This is a genomic window from Streptomyces sp. UW30 (assembly GCF_008042075.1).
In the GTDB taxonomy this organism is placed as follows: Bacteria; Actinomycetota; Actinomycetes; order Streptomycetales; family Streptomycetaceae; genus Streptomyces.
This window is the reverse complement of the sequence record NZ_RDBN01000021.1, coordinates 476,807-494,501: the sequence shown is the minus strand read 5'-3', so window position 1 is coordinate 494,501 and position 17,695 is coordinate 476,807. Positions and strand designations below refer to the sequence as shown.

The window sequence follows — 17,695 nt, the reverse complement described above, 5'->3', positions numbered from 1 at the left end:
CCGTCAACGGTCTCGCGATCGCGTCCGGGCCGCTCATCGGCGGTGCCCTCACCGAACACATCTCCTGGCAGTGGATCTTCTGGCTGAACGTTCCGCTCGGCCTCGCCCTACTCCCGCTCCTCGTCCCGCCCTGCCGGGTCCATCCCCGCCCAGACCCGGTGATCCGGCGGAAAACCCATGGCCACCAGGCAGTTGATGAGCATTCCGTACGCCATGAAGGTCGTCGTCTGACCGACGTCGGCCCCCAGCGGCAGATGGACGGTGTCCCACAGGCGGGTCCAGCCGGCCCGAACGGCCTCGCCGAACTCGTGGTCGCCCTCCTGCTCGGCGGCCGCCACGGCGAGGTACATCTGCATCTGCATCATCAGCCGCTCGGGCTGCTCCGAGACGACCCTCCGATAGGCGTCACCCATGGCGTGCAGGGCCTCTTCGCCCTCCACCCCTTCGGCGGCCTCCTCGAACATCCGGATGGTGTCCTCCAGGCAGCGTTCGGTGGCCGCGAGGAAGATCGCCTTCTTGCCCGGGAAGAGCCGGAAGAGATACGGCTGCGAGACACCGACCCGCTTGGCGATCGCCTCGGTGGACGTGCCGTAGTAGCCGCCGCGGGCGAACTCGGTCATCGCCGCACGGACGACGCTCTCGCGCCTCTCCTCTGCACTCATCCTGACCATGTGGCTAAGTTAGTACTCAATCACTAACTAAGTCAACAGGGCGCCGGCAGGAACACGTAAGGGGCGCCCCACCATGGAGAACGCCCCTTACCTCACGGCACGCGCGTGCCGTTCACGCGAGCTGAACGACCGCCCGCGACATGCCGAGCACCTTGCGCCCCTCGCTGACCACGGTCAGGTCCACGCGGACCTTGTTGTCGTCGAGCTTGGCCGCGACCTTGCCGCTGACCTCGATCGTGGCGCCCTGGTCGTCGTTCGGCACGACGACCGGCTTGGTGAAGCGGACGCCGTACTCGACGACCGCCGCCGGGTCGCCGGTCCAGTCGGTGACCACACGGATCGCCTCGGCCATGGTGAACATGCCGTGCGCGATGACGTCCGGCAGCCCGACCTCCTTGGCGAACTTCTCGTTCCAGTGGATCGGGTTGAAGTCCCCGGAGGCGCCCGCGTACTGCACGAGCGTGGCACGGGTCACGGGGAAGCTCCGGGCGGGCAGTTCGGTGCCCACCTCGACGTCGCCGTACGCAATGTTCGCCGTCATAGCCGCTCAGCCCTCCCCTTCTTCGGCGTCCGCCCCGCGGGCCACGAGCTTCGTCCAGGCGGTCACGACGTGCTCGCCCGCCTCGTCGTGGACCTCACCGCGGATGTCCACGATCTCGTTGCCCGCCATGGACTTGACGGCCTCGATGGTCGAGGTGACGGACAGCCGGTCGCCGGCGCGCACCGGCCGGGTGTAGGCGAACTTCTGGTCACCGTGCACGACCCGGCTGTAGTCCAGGCCCAGCTGAGGGTCCTCGACGACCTGTCCGGCTGCCTTGAAGGTGATCGAGAAGACAAAGGTCGGCGGGGCGATCACATCCGGGTGACCGAGCGCCTTGGCGGCCTCCGGGTCGGTGTACGCCGGGTTGGTGTCCCCCACGGCCTCCGCGAACTCACGGATCTTCTCCCGGCCCACCTCATAGGGCTCGGTGGGCGGATAGCTCCGCCCCACGAAGGACTGGTCGAGCGCCATGGCTCGGTACCTCCTGCTGTCTGCTGCGGTTGACCTGCTGGCTGCCGGGCGGAACCGACCGGTAACCGGGCCTGAAACGACGCGAGGCCGCCCCCACTGTGGGGGGCGGCCTCGCGTACGAGCCTGATTTATCGCGTTTCGCGGTGCGCGGTGTGCGCGTTGCAACGCGGGCAGTGCTTCTTCATCTCCAGTCGGTCCGGGTTGTTACGCCGGTTCTTCTTGGTGATGTAGTTCCGCTCCTTGCACTCCACGCAGGCCAGCGTGATCTTCGGGCGGACGTCGGTGGCAGCCACGTGAGTGCTCCTTGACGAACGGATGGGACGTATAACGCATAAAAGAGTAGCCGATCGAAGGACCGACCCCACAATCGGCTACTGTCAGTAGCGGTGACCGGACTTGAACCGGTGACACAGCGATTATGAGCCGCTTGCTCTACCGACTGAGCTACACCGCTGTGATGCGATCGGTCCCCGCCTAGCGACGGGAACCTCCCACACCAGAGCCCCAATACGGAATCGAACCGTAGACCTTCTCCTTACCATGGAGACGCTCTACCGACTGAGCTATTGGGGCGAGCGATGAAGACATTACACGCTCAGCCGCCGTTCACCCAAATCCGTTTCGCGGCCCCGGCCTGCGGCCGATCGGCGGACCACACAGCCGCCTCGCACGCCCCCGCGGTACCCCGGACACGGTCCCGTTCGGCGGACCACACCGGTACGACTATTGCGCTCCTGCGAGCCGACGCCCCCTCGCCACCCTAGGCTCGACTCACTCTGCGTGATCTTGCCTCTGGAGTGCGATGCCCGACAGCCACCCCCAGCCGCCCCACTCGTCGTCCTCGTCGGGCTCGTCCGGACCGGCCGACCCGGGTGCTCTGCTGCTGTGCGGGGCGCGCCTCACCGACGGCCGCACCGTGGACGTACGGCTGGACGGCGGGCGCATCGAGGCGGTCGGCACCGCCGGGAGCCTGGCGGGCGGCACGCGCGCGTGCGCCGCGCGCGTGGACCTCGGCGGCTATCTGCTCCTGCCGGCCCCGGCCGAGCCGCACGCCCACGGCGACACCGCGCTCTCCGCCGACGAGGGCGGGCCGGTCTCCTACGACCCCCATGACGTCCAGCGCCGGGCCACGGAGGCCGCCCTGCTCCAGCTCGGACACGGGGCGACGGCACTTCGGGCACACGTACGCGTGGACGAGATCCAGGAGCTGAACGCGCTCGGCGCCGTCCAGCAGGCACGGCGTTCGCTGCGCGGGCTCACCGAGTTGACGACAGTGGCGATGCCGCGGCTGCTGACCGGCGTGGCCGGAGCCGACGGGCTCGCGATGCTGCGGGACGCGTTGAAGATGGGCGCGTCGGTGGTCGGCGGCTGTCCCGACCTGGACCCGGATCCGACGGGCTATGTGGAGGCGGTCCTGGAGGTCGCCTCCGAGCACGGCTGCCCCGTCGACCTGCACACCGACGCCACCGACCCGGCGCGGCTGTCCCGCGTCGCCGCGATGGCCGGCGGTCTGCGCCCCGGAGTGACGCTCGGCCCGTGCGGCGGCCTGGGGCGCCTGCCCTCCCAGGTGGCCTCCCGGGCCGCGGACCAGCTCGCCGCGGCCGGGGTGACGGTGGTGTGCCTGCCACAGGGCGGCTGCGGGGGCGTGGAACGCCGGGCGACAGCGCCGGTACGGCTGCTGCGCTCCGCCGGTGTACGCGTCGCCGCCGGAAGCGGCGCCCTGCGGGACGTGTCGAACCCCGTCGGCCGCGGGGACCCGCTGGAGGCCGCGTACCTGCTGTCCTCCCGCCATGGGCTGCGCCCCGAGGACGCGTACGACTGTGTGAGCTCCTCGGCGCGTGCGGCCCTGGGGCTGCCCGAGGTGCGGGTGGAGGCGGGCTTCCCGGCCGAACTGCTGGCGGTGCGCGGGGACCGGTTGTCGGGCGCGTTGTCACTGGCGTACAGCCGCATCGTGGTGCACCGGGGGCGTGTGGTGGCGCGGACGAGCGCGGTGCGGGAGTACTGCAACTCGGCGGTGGCCGCGGAGTTGGGCTTGCCTCGGCAGGGGCGGGGGGAGTTGTCGTGAGGCTGTGTCGGCGGGTGCGGGCGGGGTGGCGTAGGCGGGCGGGCCGCGAAAGCGCACGCGGCTCGCACGCCCGGCGCTTACGCAATCGGGGCGCGCGCCTCGAAAGCCCTGAGGCGTGGCTGAAGTCGTGCGGCGGATGCGGCCGTCCGGGCGTACGGTCGGAATCATGCGCATTGTCATCGCTGGTGGTCATGGTCAGATCGCGCTGCGGCTGGAGAAGCTGCTCGCCGCGCGCGGAGACGAGGTCGCGGGAATCATCCGCAAGGCCGAACAGGGCGACGATCTGCGGGAGGCCGGTGCCGAACCCGTAGTGCTGGACCTGGAGTCTGCTTCGGTCGAGGAGGTCGCCTCCCATCTCCAGGGCGCGGACGCGGCGGTCTTCGCGGCCGGCGCAGGTCCGGGCAGCGGGACGAACCGCAAGGACACGGTCGACAAGGGCGCGGCGGTCCTGTTCGCTGACGCGGCGGTCCGGGCGGGCGTACGCCGCTTCGTGGTCGTGTCGTCGATGGGCGCGAACCCGCAGCACAAGGGCGACGAGATCTTCGACGTCTACCTTCGTGCCAAGGGCGCCGCCGACGAGTACGTCCGCGGCCTGGACGCGCTGGACTGGACGATTCTGCGCCCCGGAATGCTGACGAACGACGCCGGAACCGGCCAGGTGCGCCTGGAGGCCCACACCGGCCGCGGCCCGATCCCGCGCGACGACGTGGCCGCAGTACTGGCGGAGTTGCTCGACACCCCGGCGACGAACGGCCTGACACTGGAACTGATCAGCGGCTCGGCCCCGGTGGCGGTGGCGGTGAAGTCGGTGGCAGGGAACTGAAGATGGGCGCGCAGGGGATTCCCGCCGCGCGGGAGGCGCTGTTGCGCCGCATGTACGAGGTCTTCTCGACGGACGAGCGGGAGCCCTTCATGCAGCAGTGCCTCGCCCCCGACGTGAACTGGCCGAACGTCCTGGACGGAGTCCGACTGCACGGCTACGAGGCGGTACGGGCGTACTGGGCACGGCAGTTCGCCGCCGGGCACCCCCTCGTACGGCTGGAGGGGCTGCGCCCTGACGATGACGGCGAGGCCGTCGTGGCGACCGTACGACCCGGGGTGCGCGACGCCACGGGCGATCAATGGGCGCGCGAGACGATCGAGCATGTCTATCGGTTCGACGAGGACGGGCTTGTCACGCGGATGGACGTGCGGGCAGGCGGCTAGGGCGCGCCGGAGTGGCCTGAGAGCCACGCGGGTGGTGGGCTCAGAACAGCGGAAGCTGGCCGGGGAAATCGGGCACGACGTACCCGTCCAACGCGGGCTGCGCGGCGCCGAATTCCGCCAGCCGCCGTGATCCGGGACACGACACGAGCTCCGCACTCTCCCGAGCGCCCGGCGGGTCGTGCCGTGCGAACCGACCGGCGACGACGGCGATCTCCCGCCGGCACTCGGGGCAACTTCTGCGACGCGTGCTCATGGGGTCAGTGTGCCCCGAGCGTCGCCGTCGGACGCGTGGTGCGGGCCCGACCCCCAACGCGAAGCGGAGCAGAACCCCACCGCTGCCCCGTGCGCACGGAGAAGCCGCCCACGAGAAGTGAGCGGCTGCTCCGTGACGCGGACCGGCGGGCCGGCTGCGGTCGGCGACCCGGCCAGGTCAGTACCAGGCAGTGCAGATGGTCCGGTGACCGCTGGTGTCACCACATGCCCGCACCTTGTGCGGCGAGCCGTCGAACAGCAGGTTGTTCTGCGGCGTCTGCGTCGACCTCGACGAGCTGGTCGTGTACTGGCGCGCGGTCCAGCTGCGCCCGCCGTTGATCGAGTCGTCCATCCACACCCGCGCCCTGGAGGCGTTGGCGCTGCCGGAGATGATCCCCTTGGCGTAGTCGTGCCCGTCCGGGCACCGCCAGATCTGAAGGATGACCGAGTCCCCGCTGCCCGACGCCGTCCTCTGCTTCGAGTACGAGCAATCCCCGGTGCCGTATGCGTTCGCCGTACCGCTGGTGGCCACCAGGCCGCCGACGGCCACGGCGAAGGCTATGGCGATTCTGCCGACTGTCTTCTTCATCTCGTACCCCGTTCCTCAGTCACGCATCGCAGCGTGAACCCCTCTGGTCAAGTGAGGAGTTGCGCCCGATTGTAGTCCTCAAGATCATCGGGCCTCTTTCAGGCAGCGGTGCCGTCATGCGCGCTCAGTGAGTTCACCCCAAACCCCAGGAGCGACAGTCCTCGGGTCAACTGCCTCAGACCACTCCCTCGATGACGGATACGACGCCGCCAACGCCAAGATCTCCGCTCGGCTGGAGCAGCGCGGGTAACGGTGAAAGTCCCGTCCACGCTCCGTCCACACACATCGAGACGGGGTGAGACAGCCTGTCTCGTTCGGCAGCGCATGACAAAGGGTCCGTGACCTGCAATGAACGCAGGTCACGGACCCTTTGTTTCCGTGTGGCGGCGCCAGGATTCGAACCTGGGAAGGCTGAGCCGGCAGATTTACAGTCTGCTCCCTTTGGCCGCTCGGGCACACCGCCGGGGTTGCTGCCGTTCGAACCGCTCTTCGGCGGTGCTCGCTGGCAACGACGTAAACAATACCCGATGTGGAGGGGTGCTTCGCCACCCGATTGATCGCCTCCCGGGGGACGACGGGTGGCTAGGCTTGTCCGGATGCGGTCCGGGGCCTGCCCCGGGCTCGGCGGCCACCCCCACACCCGCCGATTCGCACCCCACACGCACCCCGATACAAGGAGCCACAGGACATGGCCGACTCCAGTTTCGACATCGTCTCGAAGGTCGAGCGGCAGGAGGTCGACAACGCCCTCAACCAGGCCGCCAAGGAGATCTCGCAGCGCTACGACTTCAAGGGCGTGGGTGCCTCGATCTCGTGGTCCGGTGAAAAGATCCTGATGGAGGCCAACTCCGAGGACCGGGTGAACGCCGTCCTCGACGTCTTCCAGTCCAAGCTGATCAAGCGTGGGATCTCCCTGAAGGCCCTGGACGCGGGCGAGCCCCAGCTCTCAGGCAAGGAGTACAAGATCTTCGCGTCGATCGAGGAGGGCATCTCCCAGGAGAACGCGAAGAAGGTGGCGAAGATCATTCGCGACGAGGGCCCGAAGGGCGTGAAGGCCCAGGTGCAGGGCGACGAACTGCGGGTGAGCTCAAAGAGCCGGGACGACCTCCAGACCGTGATCGCCCTGCTGAAGGGCCAGGACTTCGACTTCGCGGTGCAGTTCGTGAACTACCGGTAGGCGAGGGATCCGCCGAGCGGCTGATCCGCCGAGCGGCTGATTCGCCGGAGCGGCTGATCGTCGGCCTGGTCGTTCCGGCTGAGTCGGCCGGTCCGGTTGACTCGGATGTACGAGGAAGGGTGGGCACCCGTTGTGGATGCCCACCCTTCTCGCCTGCTGGCTGCGGTCCGGAGGTGTCGCTCTCAGGCTGTCCCGCTCAGCTGCGGGAATGGCCGAACAGGAGGCGGTAGGCGATCAGGAGCACGAGGGAACCGCCGATCGCCGAGACCCATGTCGTGCCGTCGTAGAAGTCCTTGGTGATCGGGTGGTCCAGCCAGCGGGCCGAGATCCAGCCGCCGATGAACGCGCCCGCGACGCCGATCAGCGTCGTGCCGATGAAGCCGCCCGGGTCGCGGCCCGGCAGCAGGAACTTGGCGATGGCCCCGGCCAACAGCCCCAGAATGATCCAGCTGATGATCGTCATGCCTTGAACCTGCCCTTCCGCGCTGTGCCTGCACTTTTCCGGCACTGTGATCTCGGGCGCGCTTGTTCGTGCTCTGTTGATGGACAGGACGACACGGTGGCATCCCTCGGTTGCAGCGATCAGTAGGGTTCCGGCCATGACGCAGCCCGGCTCCGCCTCGTCCGAGCTACGGCGCACCCTGGGGGTCGGGGACGCCGTGGTGATCGGGCTCGGCTCGATGATCGGAGCCGGGATCTTCGCCGCGCTGGGGCCGGCGGCGCGCGCAGCCGGGTCCGGGCTGCTGCTCGGGCTGGCGGTCGCGGCCGTGGTCGCCTACTGCAACGCCACGTCGTCGGCGCGCCTGGCCGCCTTGTATCCCGCCTCGGGTGGCACTTACGTCTATGGGCGCGAACGGCTCGGGCCGTTCTGGGGGTATCTCGCGGGCTGGTCGTTCGTGGTCGGCAAGACGGCCTCCTGTGCGGCGATGGCGCTCACCGTGGGCGCGTACGTCTGGCCGGAGCAGGCACACGCCGTGGCGGTCGCGGCCGTGGTGGCGCTGACCGCGGTGAACTACGGCGGCGTCCAGAAGTCCGCCTGGCTGACGCGGGCGATCGTGGCTGTAGTCCTCGCTGTCCTCGCTTGTGTCGTGGTCGTGTGTCTGGGGTCCGGGGAGTCCGATGCCGGGCGTCTGGACATCGGGGCCTCGGGCGGCGTCGGCGGAGTGCTTCAGGCGGCGGGGCTGCTGTTCTTCGCGTTCGCCGGATACGCGCGGATCGCGACCCTCAGCGAGGAGGTGCGGGACCCCGCGCGCACCATTCCGCGGGCGATTCCGCTGGCCCTCGGCATCGCGCTGGTGGTGTACGCGTGTGTGGCGGTGGCTGTCCTTTCTGTTCTGGGGTCGGAAGGTCTCGGGCAGGCGGGCGCACCGCTGGCCGAGGCGGTACGGGCGGCCGGGGTGCCGGGGCTGGCGCCGGTGGTACGGGTGGGCGCCGCCGTCGCTGCGCTCGGCTCGCTGCTCGCGCTGATCCTGGGTGTCTCCAGGACGACGCTGGCCATGGCCCGCGACCGGCATCTGCCCGGCGCCCTGGCGGTCGTGCATCCGCGTTTCCAGGTCCCCCACCGGGCCGAACTCGCCGTGGGCGCGGTGGTCGCGGTGCTGGCGGCCACGGTGGATGTGCGGGGCGCGATCGGGTTCTCGTCGTTCGGTGTGCTGGCCTATTACGCGGTGGCCAACGCGTCCGCCTGGACTCTCGACTCCGCCCTGGCCTCGCGCGTCGTCCCCGTAGTGGGGCTTCTCGGGTGCGTGGTTCTGGCGTTCTCCCTTCTGGGGGTCTCGGTGGTTGTCGGTGCGGGTGTGCTGGCGGTGGGCGTGGTCGCGTATGGCGTACGGCGGTGGGTGGCGGCGCGAGGGCGGTAGACCAGGAGGCGGCCGGGTAGGCAGGGCGAGGGTGGGAGCCGGGGCCGCATCGCGGCAGGGCCGGTCAGGACGCAGGTGCCGCCGTCGTGCGTATGCGGAAGTCGGCCCAAGGGGCCATCTCCAGCTCCTCGTTCATCTCCTCGTACCAGCCCGTGCCGTCGATCCAGGCGCGCAGCCAGTGTGTGAGGCTCGGGGCGTCCACGTACCACGCGTGGTCGGCGTCGTCGGCGTTCGGTTCGAAGAGCAGGACGGTGGGCTGAGGGCTGAGGCAGTCGACGCACGCGTACATCGCGCAGCCCCAGTGGGATATCGGCAGGACGCCCTCGGGCCAGGGCCAGTCGGGGTCCTTGCGGGCGCTGTCGCGGTTGGCGAGGTACTGCGTGACAGCGGCGGGCTCGCCGGCCGGAGGGCTGTCGAGCAGGGGCAACAGGCCGTACTCCGGGCCGAATCCGCCGTCTCCTATGCGCAGGTAGAGGTCGGCGAGCAGCGGCGGCAGACGGAAGCCGAGGGCAGCCTCGGCACGGGCCACGGTGGCCGCGTCCACGGGCTCGGGAAGTGAAGTCCAGCCCCACGGTCGGGTGTTGCGGGCCTTGTCCGCCACCCTCGTCAGCAACTGCTCGTGCTCGGTCATGCATTCATGATGCAAGCCGCCACTGACAATCGGTCCGGCCTGTGGATAACCGCCGGATTGTGGACAACCCTCACCCGTTTCCCCGCGTCGCGCCCGGCTACCAGCTCGATGCGAACGGCCTGTCCGTCGGCACGATTTCGCGGCCCAGCGGGAACAGCGACACCGGGATCAGCTTGAAGTTGGCGATGCCGAACGGGATGCCGATGATCGTGAGGCACAGCATCAGGCCGGTGACGATGTGGCCGATGGTGAGCCACCAGCCCGCCAGGACCAGCCACAGCACGTTGCCGATGCAGGAAGGGGCTCCGGCGTCGTGGCGTTCGACCGTCGTGTACCCGAAGGGCCACAGGGCGTAGACGCCGATGCGGAAGGCCGCGATGCCGAACGGGATGCCGATGATGGTGATGCACAGCAGCAGGCCCGCGACCACGTAGCCGAGGAACAGCCAGAAGCCGCTCAGGACGAGCCAGATGACGTTCAGGATGGTTTTCACCGGGGACCAGCCATCCTCTCGAGCCGGGAGATACGCTCCGCCATGGGCGGGTGGGTGGAGAACATCTTGGAGAACCCCTGACCTGGGCGGAACGGGTTCGCGATCATCATATGGCTGGCGGTCTCGATGCGCGGCTCGGGCGGCAGCGGAAGCTGCTTGGTGCCGGCGTCGAGCTTGCGCAGCGCGCTGGCCAGGGCGAGGGGGTCGCCGGTGAGCTGGGCGCCGGACGCGTCGGCCTCGTACTCTCTGGAGCGGCTGATCGCCAGCTGGATGAGGGAGGCGGCGAGCGGCCCGAGGATCATGATCAGCAGTAGGCCGAGGATGCCGGGGCCGTCGTCGTCATCGGAGCGGCCGATCGGGATCAGCCACGCGAAGTTGACCAGGAACATGATCACCGAGGCGAGGGCCCCGGCGACCGACGAGATCAGGATGTCGCGGTTGTAGACGTGGCTCAACTCGTGGCCGATGACACCGCGCAGTTCGCGCTCGTCGAGAATGCGCAGGATTCCCTCGGTGCAGCACACGGCGGCGTTGCGCGGGTTGCGGCCGGTCGCGAACGCGTTCGGCGCCTCCGTCGGTGAGATGTAGAGGCGCGGCATGGGCTGGCGGGCCTGGGTGGAGAGGTCGCGGACCATGCGGTACAGCCCCGGGGCCTCGAACTCGCTGACCGGGCGGGCGCGCATCGCGCGTAGCGCCAGCTTGTCGCTGTTCCAGTACGCGTACGCGTTCGTGCCGAGCGCGATGACCACCGCGATGACGAGCCCCATGCGGCCGAAGAAGCTGCCGATGACGATGATGATTGCGGACAGTCCCCCGAGGAGGACTGCGGTCCTGAGCCCGTTGTGCCGGCGGTGCACGGTACGCCCTCCAAGTGGTGCGGCAGGGGAACCCTTTGCTGGTCGATCTGCGATGCCACTGGTGGCGTGGTGTCACGTCCAGTGGACTCTTCTGTACTGGTCAACGCCAGGCGAGGGCCACGGGTTCCCTTGTGCGTACGGCGGCGGGCGTGGGCCGTACGGGTGAACGCGCCCGCGCGCGTGGGAGGCAGGTCGTCCCACGCGCGCGCGTGCGGAACGCCCCAGGGCTGGGCGCCAGGGCTCAGAAGAGTCCGGTGTCGGCGAACCGCAGGATCAGCTGGGGGGCCCCGGACAGGACGATGCCGACGACCCCGGTGACGGCCATCGCGGCCGTGAGCGGTGCGGGGGCGAGGTACCTGACGGGCTCGCCCTCGGGGGCGCGGAACAGCAGGGCCGTCCACTGGAGGTAGTAGAACAGCGCGATCACGACGTTGACGGCCATGACCACGGCCAGCCAGCCGAGCCCGGCGTCCACGGCGGCGGAGAAGACGGTGACCTTGGCGAAGAGGCCGATGATGCCCGGCGGGAGTCCGGCGAGGCAGAGCAGGAAGAAGGCCAGGATCAGGGCTGACAGGGGGTTGCGCGCGTACAGGCCGCGGTAGTCGCTGATGCGGTTGAGGGTCTTCGTGCGGCCGACGAGTGCGGCCACCGCGAAGGCGCCGAGGTTCACGGCGGCGTACATGAGGGCGTAGGCGACGGTGGAGCCGATGGAGCGCTCGGCGTCGTCCGAGTACGCGGCGGCGGCGATCGGCACCAGGAGGTAGCCGGCCTGGCCGACGGAGGACCAGGCGAGCAGGCGTACCGCGCTGTACGCGCGCGTGGCCTGCTGGCGCAGGGCGCCGACGTTGCCGACGGTCATGGTGAGGGCCGCGAGCGCCGCGAGGGCGGGGCCCCAGACGTCGGCGTACGACGGCAGCATGATGACGGTGACCAGGATCAGCCCGGTGAAGCCGACCGCCTTGCCGACGACCGACAGGTAGGCGGCGATCGGCAGCGGCGCCCCTACGTAGGTGTCCGGTACCCAGAAGTGGAAGGGCACGGCGGCCGTCTTGAAGGCGAAGCCGACCAGGGTGAGGACGACTCCGGTCTGGGTGAGGGTCTGGAGCTGTCCGTCGACGTTCTGGACGCGGTCGGCGATCTGTGTGAGGTAGAGGGTGCCCGTGGAGGCATACACGAAGCTGATGCCCATGAGGCTGACCGCGGTCGCGGTGACCGAGGACAGGAAGAACTTCAGGGCGGCTTCGGAGGACTTGCGGTCGCCGTGGCGCAGGCCGACGAGCGCGAAGGCGGGAAGCGAGGCGACTTCCAGGGCGACGATGAGGGTCGCCAGGTCCCGGGAGGCGGGCAGTAGGGCGGCTCCGGCGGCGGAGGAGAGCAGCAGGAACCAGAACTCCCCTTCGGGGAGTTGCTTGTTGGCGTCCTTGAGCGCGGTGACGGACAGGAGGGCCGCGAGGAGTGCGCCGCCGAGGACCAGGAACTGGATGACGAGGGTGAAGCGGTCGGCCGTGTAGCTGCACAGGCCGGCGTCGCCCGCCAGGCAGAACGTGGAGCGGTCCCCGTCCAGGAGGGGCAGCAGCAGGAGTACGGCGGCAGCCAGGCCAGCCACGGACGTCCAGCCGAGCACCGCCTTCTTGTGTTCCGCGATGAACAGGTCGGCGACGAGGACCACGAGTCCGACCGCCGCCGCGATGGTGGGCGGCGCGATGGCGAGCCAGTCGACGGACTGGACGAGGTTCGCGGCCATCGGCTGGGCCAGGGAGCTCATCGGGTGCCTCCTGCGAGGAGCTGCTGCACGGCCGGGTCGGTCAGGCCGAGGAGGGTCTTCGGCCACAGTCCGGCGACGACGGTGAGGACGACGAGCGGGGTCCAGGCCGCGAACTCGTAGCTCTGGACGTCGGCGAGTTTCGGGGCCTCCTGGGGCGCGGCGCCCATGCAGACGCGGCGGACCACGACCAGCAGGTACGCGGCCGTGAGCAGGGTGCCGAAGGCGCCGATCGCCATGAAGGTGAGGAAGGCCGGGCGGCTGAGCTCGGCCGCAGGGTCGAACGCTCCGAACAGCGCGAGCATCTCGCCCCAGAACCCGGCGAGCCCCGGCAGCCCGAGCGAGGCGACCGCGGCGAAGGCGAGCAGGCCGCCGAGGCGGGGTGTCTTGGCGTAGAGGGCCGCGCCGGTCTTGTCGGCGAGGGTGTCGAGGTCGGTGGTCCCCGTACGGTCCTTCAGCGCGCCGACCAGGAAGAAGAGGAGGCCGGTGATGAGGCCGTGGGCGATGTTGGCGAACAGGGCGCCGTTCACGCCGGTCGGGGTCATCGTGGCGATGCCGAGCAGGACGAAGCCCATGTGGCCGACCGAGGAGTAGGCGATGAGGCGTTTGAGGTCGCCCTTCGCACCCTGCTTGGCGAGGGCGAGGCAGGCCAGCGATCCGTAGATGATCCCGACGACGGCGAAGGCGGCGAGGTAGGGCGCGAAGTCGGCGAAGCCGTCGGGGGTGATCGGTAGCAGGATGCGGACGAATCCGTACGTACCCATCTTCAGCAGCACGCCGGCCAGCAGGACCGAGCCGACGGTCGGGGCGGCGGTGTGGGCGTCGGGCAGCCAGCTGTGCAACGGCCACATCGGCGTCTTGACCGCGAGCCCGAGCCCGATCGAAAGAACGGCGATGACCTGCACGGATGTGGTCAGTGACCGGCCGTTGTCAGTGGCGAGTGCCACCATGTCGAATGTGCCCGCCTTGATTCCGATCAGGAGCAGGCCGAGCAGCATGACCACGGATCCGAGCAGCGTGTAGAGGATGAACTTCCAGGCGGCCGCGGCGCGGCCCTCGCCGCCCCAGCGGGCGATGAGGAAGTACATCGGGATGAGGACCATCTCGAAGGCGAGGAAGAAGAGGAGCAGGTCGAGGACGGCAAAGGTGGCGAGGGTGCCGGACTCCAGGACGAGCACCAGCGCGACAAAGGCCTTCGGGGTCGGGCCCGACGGCATCTTGAAGTACGAGTAGAGCGCGCAGAGGAAGGTCAGCAGCGCGGTCAGGACGACAAGGGGGAGAGAAATGCCGTCGATGCCGAGGTGGATGCGCACGTCGAGTGCGGGGATCCAGCTGATGTCCGTGCTGGCCTGCATCTTCGACGGCTGGTCGTGGTCGAAGCCGAGCGCGAGGACGATCGCCGCGATGAGCACCGCGCCGGTGACGGTGACGCCGTGCCGGAGCACGGCCTGTTCGGGAGACTTCCCCTTCAGCCCGGGCGGGGCGGGCAGGAGAGCGGCGGCGGCGCCGAGGAGCGGGCCGACGACGACGAACGCCAGAAGGAACTGCATCACGGACTCGTTGATATCGATCACGCCTGCTCACGCTCCCGTGGCGACGAGGACGGCGGCGACCGCGAGGACGACGGTGCCGGCGAGCAGCGCGCTCACATAGGTCTGCACATTGCCGGTCTGGGCGCGCCGTACGGCGATGCCGAGCCAGCGGGGTAGGGCGCCCGCGCCGCGTACGTAGGTGTCGACGACCTCGCGGTCGAGGAACCGGACGAGACTCGCGCCGGCCTGGACCGGACGGACGAACAGCACCCGGTACACGGCGTCGAGGTGGAAGCCGACGGCGGCGTGGCGGTGCAGTGGGCCGAGCAGCAGCCGGCCGGGGTCCGCCGGGTCGGGTGCGTAGGCCACTCCCCCGTACACGGGTGCGTGGCTGGCGATGGCCTCGGCTTCGACCTGGCCGGCATCACCCTCGGGGTGGGCCGCGTCCGCACCCAGCGGGACGCGCGCCGCCACCGCCGTGGTGTGCCGCCAGGCCGCGTAGGTGACGATGCCGCCGACGAGGGCAACGCCCGTGCCGAGGACGGAGGTGGTGAGGGTCGGGGCGAGGTCGCGGCCGTCGAACCAGTCGGGCAGCACGCGGTAGGCAAGCCCGCCGACGGCGAGGGACGGCACGGCGAGTACCCACAGCACCACGGTCATCGTCAGCGGCTGCCTGCCGTGGTCGGGGGCCTCGGCGCCCCGGCCGCGGAAGGCCAGCAGCCACAGGCGCATCGCGTACGCGGCGGTGAGCAGGGCCGTGAGCAGGCCGGAGACGAGGACGAGCCAGCCCGTGGCGCCGGGGGCGTGCTCGGTGTGGCCGGTGGCGACGTGCTCGGCGGCGCCGAGGACGGACTCCTTGGAGAAGAAGCCGCTGAACGGCGGGATCGCGGCGAGCGCGAGGAGCGCCACGGTCATCGTCCAGTAGGCGTCCGGGACGCGGTCGCGCAGGTGGCCCATGCGGGACATGGCGGCCAGCGAGTTGGTGCCGGCGGCGTGGATGATCACGCCGGCCGCGAGGAACAGCAGCGCCTTGAAGGCGCCGTGGGACAGGAGGTGGAAGACGGCGGCACCGCGGTCGGCGACGGCGAGCGCACCGGTCATGTAGCCGAGCTGGCCGATCGTCGAGTAGGCGAGGACGCGCTTGATGTCGTCCTGGGCGAGCGCGGCGAGACCGGAGCCGATCATCGTGACGGCGGCCATCGCGGCGAGGACGATCATCGCGGCCTGGGATGCCTCGAAGACCGGAAGGAGTCGGGCGACGAAGTAGACACCGGCGGCGACCATCGTCGCGGCGTGGATCAGCGCGGAGACGGGCGTCGGGCCCGCCATCGCGTCGGGGAGCCAGGTGTGCAGCGGGAACTGCGCCGACTTGCCCGCCACGCCCGCGAGAAGCAGCAGGGCGACCAGCGTCGGGTTGTCGAGTCCGCCGCTCGCGACGGTGTCGAGGATCCTCGTGATGCGGAAGGACCCGGCGTCGGTGGCGAGTGCGAACAGACCGATGAGGAAGGGGACGTCACCGAGCTTGGTCACCAGGAAGGCCTTGATGGAGGCGGCACGGGCCTCCGGGGTCTCCCAGTAGTGGCCGACCAGGAAGTACGAGCAGATGCCCATGATCTCCCAGCCGACCAGCAGCACCATCAGGTCGCCGGAGTAGACGACGAGCAGCATCGCTGAGGTGAACAGGGAGACGAGCGCGGCGTAGGAGGGGTAGCGCGGGTCCTCGCGCAGGTAGCCCGTCGAGTAGATCTGCACGCAGGTGGCGACGACGCCGACGAGTACGGCGACCAGCGCGGCGAAGCCGTCGATGTACAGGGCGAGTTCGATCGGGACCGAGCCGGTGGGCGTGAGCTCGGTGGCGGCGTTGATCGCCTGGTCGCCGCCCTGGCGCACGGCGACGACCGCCGCCAGCACCAGGGACGCGAGCGTCGGCAGGACGGCGAGCGGACGGACGAAGCCGGGGGCGGTACGGCCCAGGAGCAGGCCGGCCGCGGCGCCGAGGAAAGGAAGGAGGGGGACGAGCGCGGCGAGGGTGGTCGTGGTCACGCGGTGGCCTCAGCCTTCTCGGCCTGCCCGGTGGTGAGGGCGTCGTGGTCGGGGCCGTCGGTCTCGTGGCCCTCGGCGGTGTCGCGGAGCTTGTCGATGTCGGCGGTGCCGCGGTTGCGGTGGACGGCGAGGACGATCGCCAGGCCGATGCCGATCTCGGCGGCGGCGACGGTGATGGTGAACAGGGTCAGGGCCTGGCCGGAGTGCAGGGTCTCCTCGGCGGCCTTGCTGAGCCAGACGTCGAAGGCGACCAGGTTGAGGTTGACGGCGTTGAGCATGAGCTCGACGGACATCAGGACCAGGATCGCGTTGCGGCGGGCGAGGACGCCGTACAGGCCGGTGCAGAAGAGGAGGGCGGAGAGTACGGCGGGATAGGCGAGATGCATCAGCTCGGCTCCTTCTCGCTCGGGGCGCCGGGCTCGGGGGCGGTCTCCTTCGCCTTACGGGACAGGACGATCGCGCCGACCAGAGCGGCGAGGAGGAGGACGGAGAGGGCCTCGAAGGGGAGGACCCAGTTCTGGAAGAGGCTCTCGCCGGTGGCCCGGGTGGAGCCGGCGGCGGGGCCGTCGAGGTCGATCCAGGTCGTGCGGAAGGCGTCGACGACCACCCAGACCAGGGTGGCCGCGGCGGCGACGGCCACGGTGAGGGCGACCCAGCGGTTGCCGGAGTCGGCGTCCGGAGAGCGGCCGATGGGGGCCCTCGTGAGCATCAGACCGAAGAGAAGGAGGACGACGACGGAACCGACGTAGATCAGGACCTGCACCCAGGCGATGAACTCGGCGGTGAGCAGGAGGTACTCGACGGCGAGCCCGCCGAGCGTGACCACCAGCCACAGGGCGGCGTGCACCAGCTGCCGGGTGGTGACGGTGACCAGGGCGGCGCCGAAGGTGACCAGGCCGACGAGGAGGAAGGCGATCTCGACGCCGGTCGGGGAGAGGAAGCCGTGCGTGTCCGCGGCCGTCGTCAGCGCGGCGGAGGTGGGGCTCACGACTCGCCCTCCTGCGGCTCGGTCGGCTCGGCCTGCGCGGCCGCCAGCTTCTCGGCGGTCTTGCGGGCGGCGGCGATCTCCTTGGGCTCCTCCGCGCCGGGGTCGAGAGCGGGTGGGGCCGGGACCGTCCACATCCAATCGCGGAGCTTGTCGCGCTCGTGGGTGAGCTCGCGGATGTCGGTCTCGGCGTACTCGAACTCCGGGGACCAGAACAGGGCGTCGAAAGGACAGACCTCGATGCAGATACCGCAGTACATGCACAGGGCGAAGTCGATGGCGAAGCGGTCGAGGACGTTGCGGCTGCGCTCGCGGCCACCCGGGGTGGCGGCCGGGACGGTCTCCTTGTGGGAGTCGATGTAGATGCACCAGTCGGGGCACTCGCGGGCGCAGAGCATGCAGACCGTGCAGTTCTCCTCGAACAGTCCGATCACACCGCGGGTGCGGGGCGGGAGGTCGGGCTGGGTGTCCGGGTACTGCGCGGTGACGGACTTCTTCGTCATCGTGCGGAGGGTGACGGCCAGGCCCTTGGCCAGGCCGCTTCCAGGAATGGGGGCCATG

General features: G+C 70.0%; 21 protein-coding genes and 3 tRNA genes. 5 read left to right on the top strand and 19 right to left on the bottom strand.

Features of this window, described 5'->3' with window-relative positions:
• Positions 1–107 precede the first annotated feature (107 nt).
• From EAO75_RS12675 to EAO75_RS12650, 6 genes are all read right to left on the bottom strand, one after another.
• Positions 108–671: a TetR/AcrR family transcriptional regulator gene (locus EAO75_RS12675; protein WP_147995131.1), complete on the bottom strand. Its 564-nt coding sequence runs from the start codon at positions 669–671 to the stop codon at positions 108–110.
• Between the two features lie 112 nt (positions 672–783).
• Positions 784–1,212, bottom strand: a complete 429-nt coding sequence (locus EAO75_RS12670) for a MaoC family dehydratase (protein WP_147995130.1) — start codon at positions 1,210–1,212, stop codon at positions 784–786.
• 6 nt (positions 1,213–1,218) lie between these two features.
• Positions 1,219–1,683, bottom strand: a complete 465-nt coding sequence (locus tag EAO75_RS12665; RefSeq protein ID WP_147995129.1) for a MaoC family dehydratase N-terminal domain-containing protein — start codon at positions 1,681–1,683, stop codon at positions 1,219–1,221.
• A 128-nt stretch (positions 1,684–1,811) separates the two neighbouring features.
• The gene (rpmG, locus tag EAO75_RS12660; protein ID WP_003948671.1) at positions 1,812–1,976 is read right to left on the bottom strand and encodes a 50S ribosomal protein L33; all 165 of its coding nucleotides are present in this window, start codon (positions 1,974–1,976) and stop codon (positions 1,812–1,814) included.
• An 88-nt stretch (positions 1,977–2,064) separates the two neighbouring features.
• Positions 2,065–2,137 (bottom strand) — tRNA-Met (locus tag EAO75_RS12655).
• Between the two features lie 46 nt (positions 2,138–2,183).
• Positions 2,184–2,256 (bottom strand) — tRNA-Thr (locus tag EAO75_RS12650).
• Positions 2,257–2,485: 229 nt separating this feature from the next.
• On the opposite strand from EAO75_RS12650, the gene EAO75_RS12645 reads away from it, so the two are divergent.
• The 3 genes from EAO75_RS12645 to EAO75_RS12635 all read left to right on the top strand — a co-directional run bounded on the left by EAO75_RS12645 (position 2,486) and on the right by EAO75_RS12635 (position 4,954).
• Positions 2,486–3,748 (top strand): amidohydrolase family protein, encoded by a 1,263-nt coding sequence (locus EAO75_RS12645; protein WP_147995128.1) that lies wholly within the window; start codon positions 2,486–2,488, stop codon positions 3,746–3,748.
• A gap of 166 nt (positions 3,749–3,914) precedes the next feature.
• Positions 3,915–4,571 (top strand): SDR family oxidoreductase, encoded by a 657-nt coding sequence (locus EAO75_RS12640; RefSeq protein WP_147995127.1) that lies wholly within the window; start codon positions 3,915–3,917, stop codon positions 4,569–4,571.
• Positions 4,572–4,573: 2 nt separating this feature from the next.
• Entirely contained in the window at positions 4,574–4,954 is a 381-nt protein-coding gene (locus tag EAO75_RS12635; RefSeq protein WP_261989252.1) for a nuclear transport factor 2 family protein, read from the top strand.
• Positions 4,955–4,994: 40 nt separating this feature from the next.
• Here the strand turns inward: EAO75_RS12635 and EAO75_RS12630 are convergent, their stop codons facing one another.
• The 3 genes from EAO75_RS12630 to EAO75_RS12620 all read right to left on the bottom strand — a co-directional run bounded on the left by EAO75_RS12630 (position 4,995) and on the right by EAO75_RS12620 (position 6,258).
• The gene (locus EAO75_RS12630; protein ID WP_147995126.1) at positions 4,995–5,207 is read right to left on the bottom strand and encodes a hypothetical protein; all 213 of its coding nucleotides are present in this window, start codon (positions 5,205–5,207) and stop codon (positions 4,995–4,997) included.
• 177 nt (positions 5,208–5,384) lie between these two features.
• Complete coding sequence (locus tag EAO75_RS12625; RefSeq protein WP_147995125.1) at positions 5,385–5,795, bottom strand: hypothetical protein; 411 nt, start codon at positions 5,793–5,795, stop codon at positions 5,385–5,387.
• 381 nt (positions 5,796–6,176) lie between these two features.
• Positions 6,177–6,258, bottom strand: a tRNA-Tyr gene (locus EAO75_RS12620).
• A gap of 225 nt (positions 6,259–6,483) precedes the next feature.
• On the opposite strand from EAO75_RS12620, the gene EAO75_RS12615 reads away from it, so the two are divergent.
• Positions 6,484–6,972 carry a YajQ family cyclic di-GMP-binding protein gene (locus EAO75_RS12615; RefSeq protein ID WP_147995124.1) on the top strand — a complete coding sequence of 163 codons (489 nt, stop codon included), beginning with the start codon at positions 6,484–6,486 and terminating at the stop codon, positions 6,970–6,972.
• 196 nt (positions 6,973–7,168) lie between these two features.
• On the opposite strand, the gene EAO75_RS12610 is transcribed toward EAO75_RS12615, so the two are convergent.
• The gene (locus EAO75_RS12610; protein WP_147995123.1) at positions 7,169–7,435 is read right to left on the bottom strand and encodes a GlsB/YeaQ/YmgE family stress response membrane protein; all 267 of its coding nucleotides are present in this window, start codon (positions 7,433–7,435) and stop codon (positions 7,169–7,171) included.
• A gap of 136 nt (positions 7,436–7,571) precedes the next feature.
• Between EAO75_RS12610 and EAO75_RS12605 the strand changes: the two genes are divergently transcribed.
• On the top strand, positions 7,572–8,831 hold the full coding sequence (locus EAO75_RS12605; protein WP_147995122.1) for an APC family permease: 1,260 nt from the start codon (positions 7,572–7,574) through the stop codon (positions 8,829–8,831).
• Positions 8,832–8,895: 64 nt separating this feature from the next.
• Here the strand turns inward: EAO75_RS12605 and EAO75_RS12600 are convergent, their stop codons facing one another.
• The 9 genes from EAO75_RS12600 to EAO75_RS12560 form a co-directional block, all read right to left on the bottom strand.
• Positions 8,896–9,462, bottom strand: coding sequence for an SMI1/KNR4 family protein (locus EAO75_RS12600; protein WP_147995121.1), 567 nt, complete (start codon positions 9,460–9,462; stop codon positions 8,896–8,898).
• Positions 9,463–9,559: 97 nt separating this feature from the next.
• On the bottom strand, positions 9,560–9,955 hold the full coding sequence (locus EAO75_RS12595) for a YccF domain-containing protein (RefSeq protein WP_147995120.1): 396 nt from the start codon (positions 9,953–9,955) through the stop codon (positions 9,560–9,562).
• Positions 9,952–10,812: a zinc metalloprotease HtpX gene (gene htpX, locus EAO75_RS12590; protein WP_147995119.1), complete on the bottom strand. Its 861-nt coding sequence runs from the start codon at positions 10,810–10,812 to the stop codon at positions 9,952–9,954. The genes EAO75_RS12595 and htpX overlap by 4 nt, the downstream gene beginning before the upstream one ends.
• Positions 10,813–11,053: 241 nt before the next feature.
• Positions 11,054–12,577, bottom strand: a complete 1,524-nt coding sequence (locus EAO75_RS12585) for an NADH-quinone oxidoreductase subunit N (RefSeq protein ID WP_147995118.1) — start codon at positions 12,575–12,577, stop codon at positions 11,054–11,056.
• Entirely contained in the window at positions 12,574–14,148 is a 1,575-nt protein-coding gene (locus EAO75_RS12580; RefSeq protein WP_147995117.1) for a NuoM family protein, read from the bottom strand. Before EAO75_RS12580 ends, EAO75_RS12585 begins: the two co-directional genes overlap by 4 nt.
• Positions 14,149–14,154: 6 nt before the next feature.
• Positions 14,155–16,149 carry an NADH-quinone oxidoreductase subunit L gene (locus EAO75_RS12575; protein ID WP_147995116.1) on the bottom strand — a complete coding sequence of 665 codons (1,995 nt, stop codon included), beginning with the start codon at positions 16,147–16,149 and terminating at the stop codon, positions 14,155–14,157.
• Complete coding sequence (nuoK, locus tag EAO75_RS12570; RefSeq protein ID WP_147995115.1) at positions 16,146–16,535, bottom strand: NADH-quinone oxidoreductase subunit NuoK; 390 nt, start codon at positions 16,533–16,535, stop codon at positions 16,146–16,148. The genes EAO75_RS12575 and nuoK overlap by 4 nt, the downstream gene beginning before the upstream one ends.
• Positions 16,535–17,116, bottom strand: coding sequence for an NADH-quinone oxidoreductase subunit J (locus tag EAO75_RS12565; protein WP_187284417.1), 582 nt, complete (start codon positions 17,114–17,116; stop codon positions 16,535–16,537). Before EAO75_RS12565 ends, nuoK begins: the two co-directional genes overlap by 1 nt.
• 17 nt (positions 17,117–17,133) lie before the next feature.
• Positions 17,134–17,694, bottom strand: a complete 561-nt coding sequence (locus tag EAO75_RS12560; RefSeq protein ID WP_147995113.1) for a NuoI/complex I 23 kDa subunit family protein — start codon at positions 17,692–17,694, stop codon at positions 17,134–17,136.
• Between the last annotated feature and the right edge of the window lies 1 nt (position 17,695).

Excerpts from the sequence above, each read along its gene's own strand:
- EAO75_RS12605 (WP_147995122.1), top strand. The coding sequence starts at position 7,572 with ATGACGCAGCCCGGCTCCGCCTCGTCCGAGCTACGGCGCACCCTGGGG.
- EAO75_RS12560 (WP_147995113.1), bottom strand. The coding sequence starts at position 17,694 with ATGGCCCCCATTCCTGGAAGCGGCCTGGCCAAGGGCCTGGCCGTCACC.
- EAO75_RS12665 (WP_147995129.1), bottom strand. The coding sequence starts at position 1,683 with ATGGCGCTCGACCAGTCCTTCGTGGGGCGGAGCTATCCGCCCACCGAG.
- EAO75_RS12610 (WP_147995123.1), bottom strand. The coding sequence starts at position 7,435 with ATGACGATCATCAGCTGGATCATTCTGGGGCTGTTGGCCGGGGCCATC.
- EAO75_RS12585 (WP_147995118.1), bottom strand. The coding sequence starts at position 12,577 with ATGAGCTCCCTGGCCCAGCCGATGGCCGCGAACCTCGTCCAGTCCGTC.
- EAO75_RS12670 (WP_147995130.1), bottom strand. The coding sequence starts at position 1,212 with ATGACGGCGAACATTGCGTACGGCGACGTCGAGGTGGGCACCGAACTG.
- EAO75_RS12630 (WP_147995126.1), bottom strand. The coding sequence starts at position 5,207 with ATGAGCACGCGTCGCAGAAGTTGCCCCGAGTGCCGGCGGGAGATCGCC.
- EAO75_RS12675 (WP_147995131.1), bottom strand. The coding sequence starts at position 671 with ATGGTCAGGATGAGTGCAGAGGAGAGGCGCGAGAGCGTCGTCCGTGCG.
- EAO75_RS12625 (WP_147995125.1), bottom strand. The coding sequence starts at position 5,795 with ATGAAGAAGACAGTCGGCAGAATCGCCATAGCCTTCGCCGTGGCCGTC.
- EAO75_RS12645 (WP_147995128.1), top strand. The coding sequence starts at position 2,486 with ATGCCCGACAGCCACCCCCAGCCGCCCCACTCGTCGTCCTCGTCGGGC.
- EAO75_RS12600 (WP_147995121.1), bottom strand. The coding sequence starts at position 9,462 with ATGACCGAGCACGAGCAGTTGCTGACGAGGGTGGCGGACAAGGCCCGC.
- EAO75_RS12615 (WP_147995124.1), top strand. The coding sequence starts at position 6,484 with ATGGCCGACTCCAGTTTCGACATCGTCTCGAAGGTCGAGCGGCAGGAG.
- nuoK (WP_147995115.1), bottom strand. The coding sequence starts at position 16,535 with ATGCATCTCGCCTATCCCGCCGTACTCTCCGCCCTCCTCTTCTGCACC.
- EAO75_RS12635 (WP_261989252.1), top strand. The coding sequence starts at position 4,574 with ATGGGCGCGCAGGGGATTCCCGCCGCGCGGGAGGCGCTGTTGCGCCGC.
- EAO75_RS12640 (WP_147995127.1), top strand. The coding sequence starts at position 3,915 with ATGCGCATTGTCATCGCTGGTGGTCATGGTCAGATCGCGCTGCGGCTG.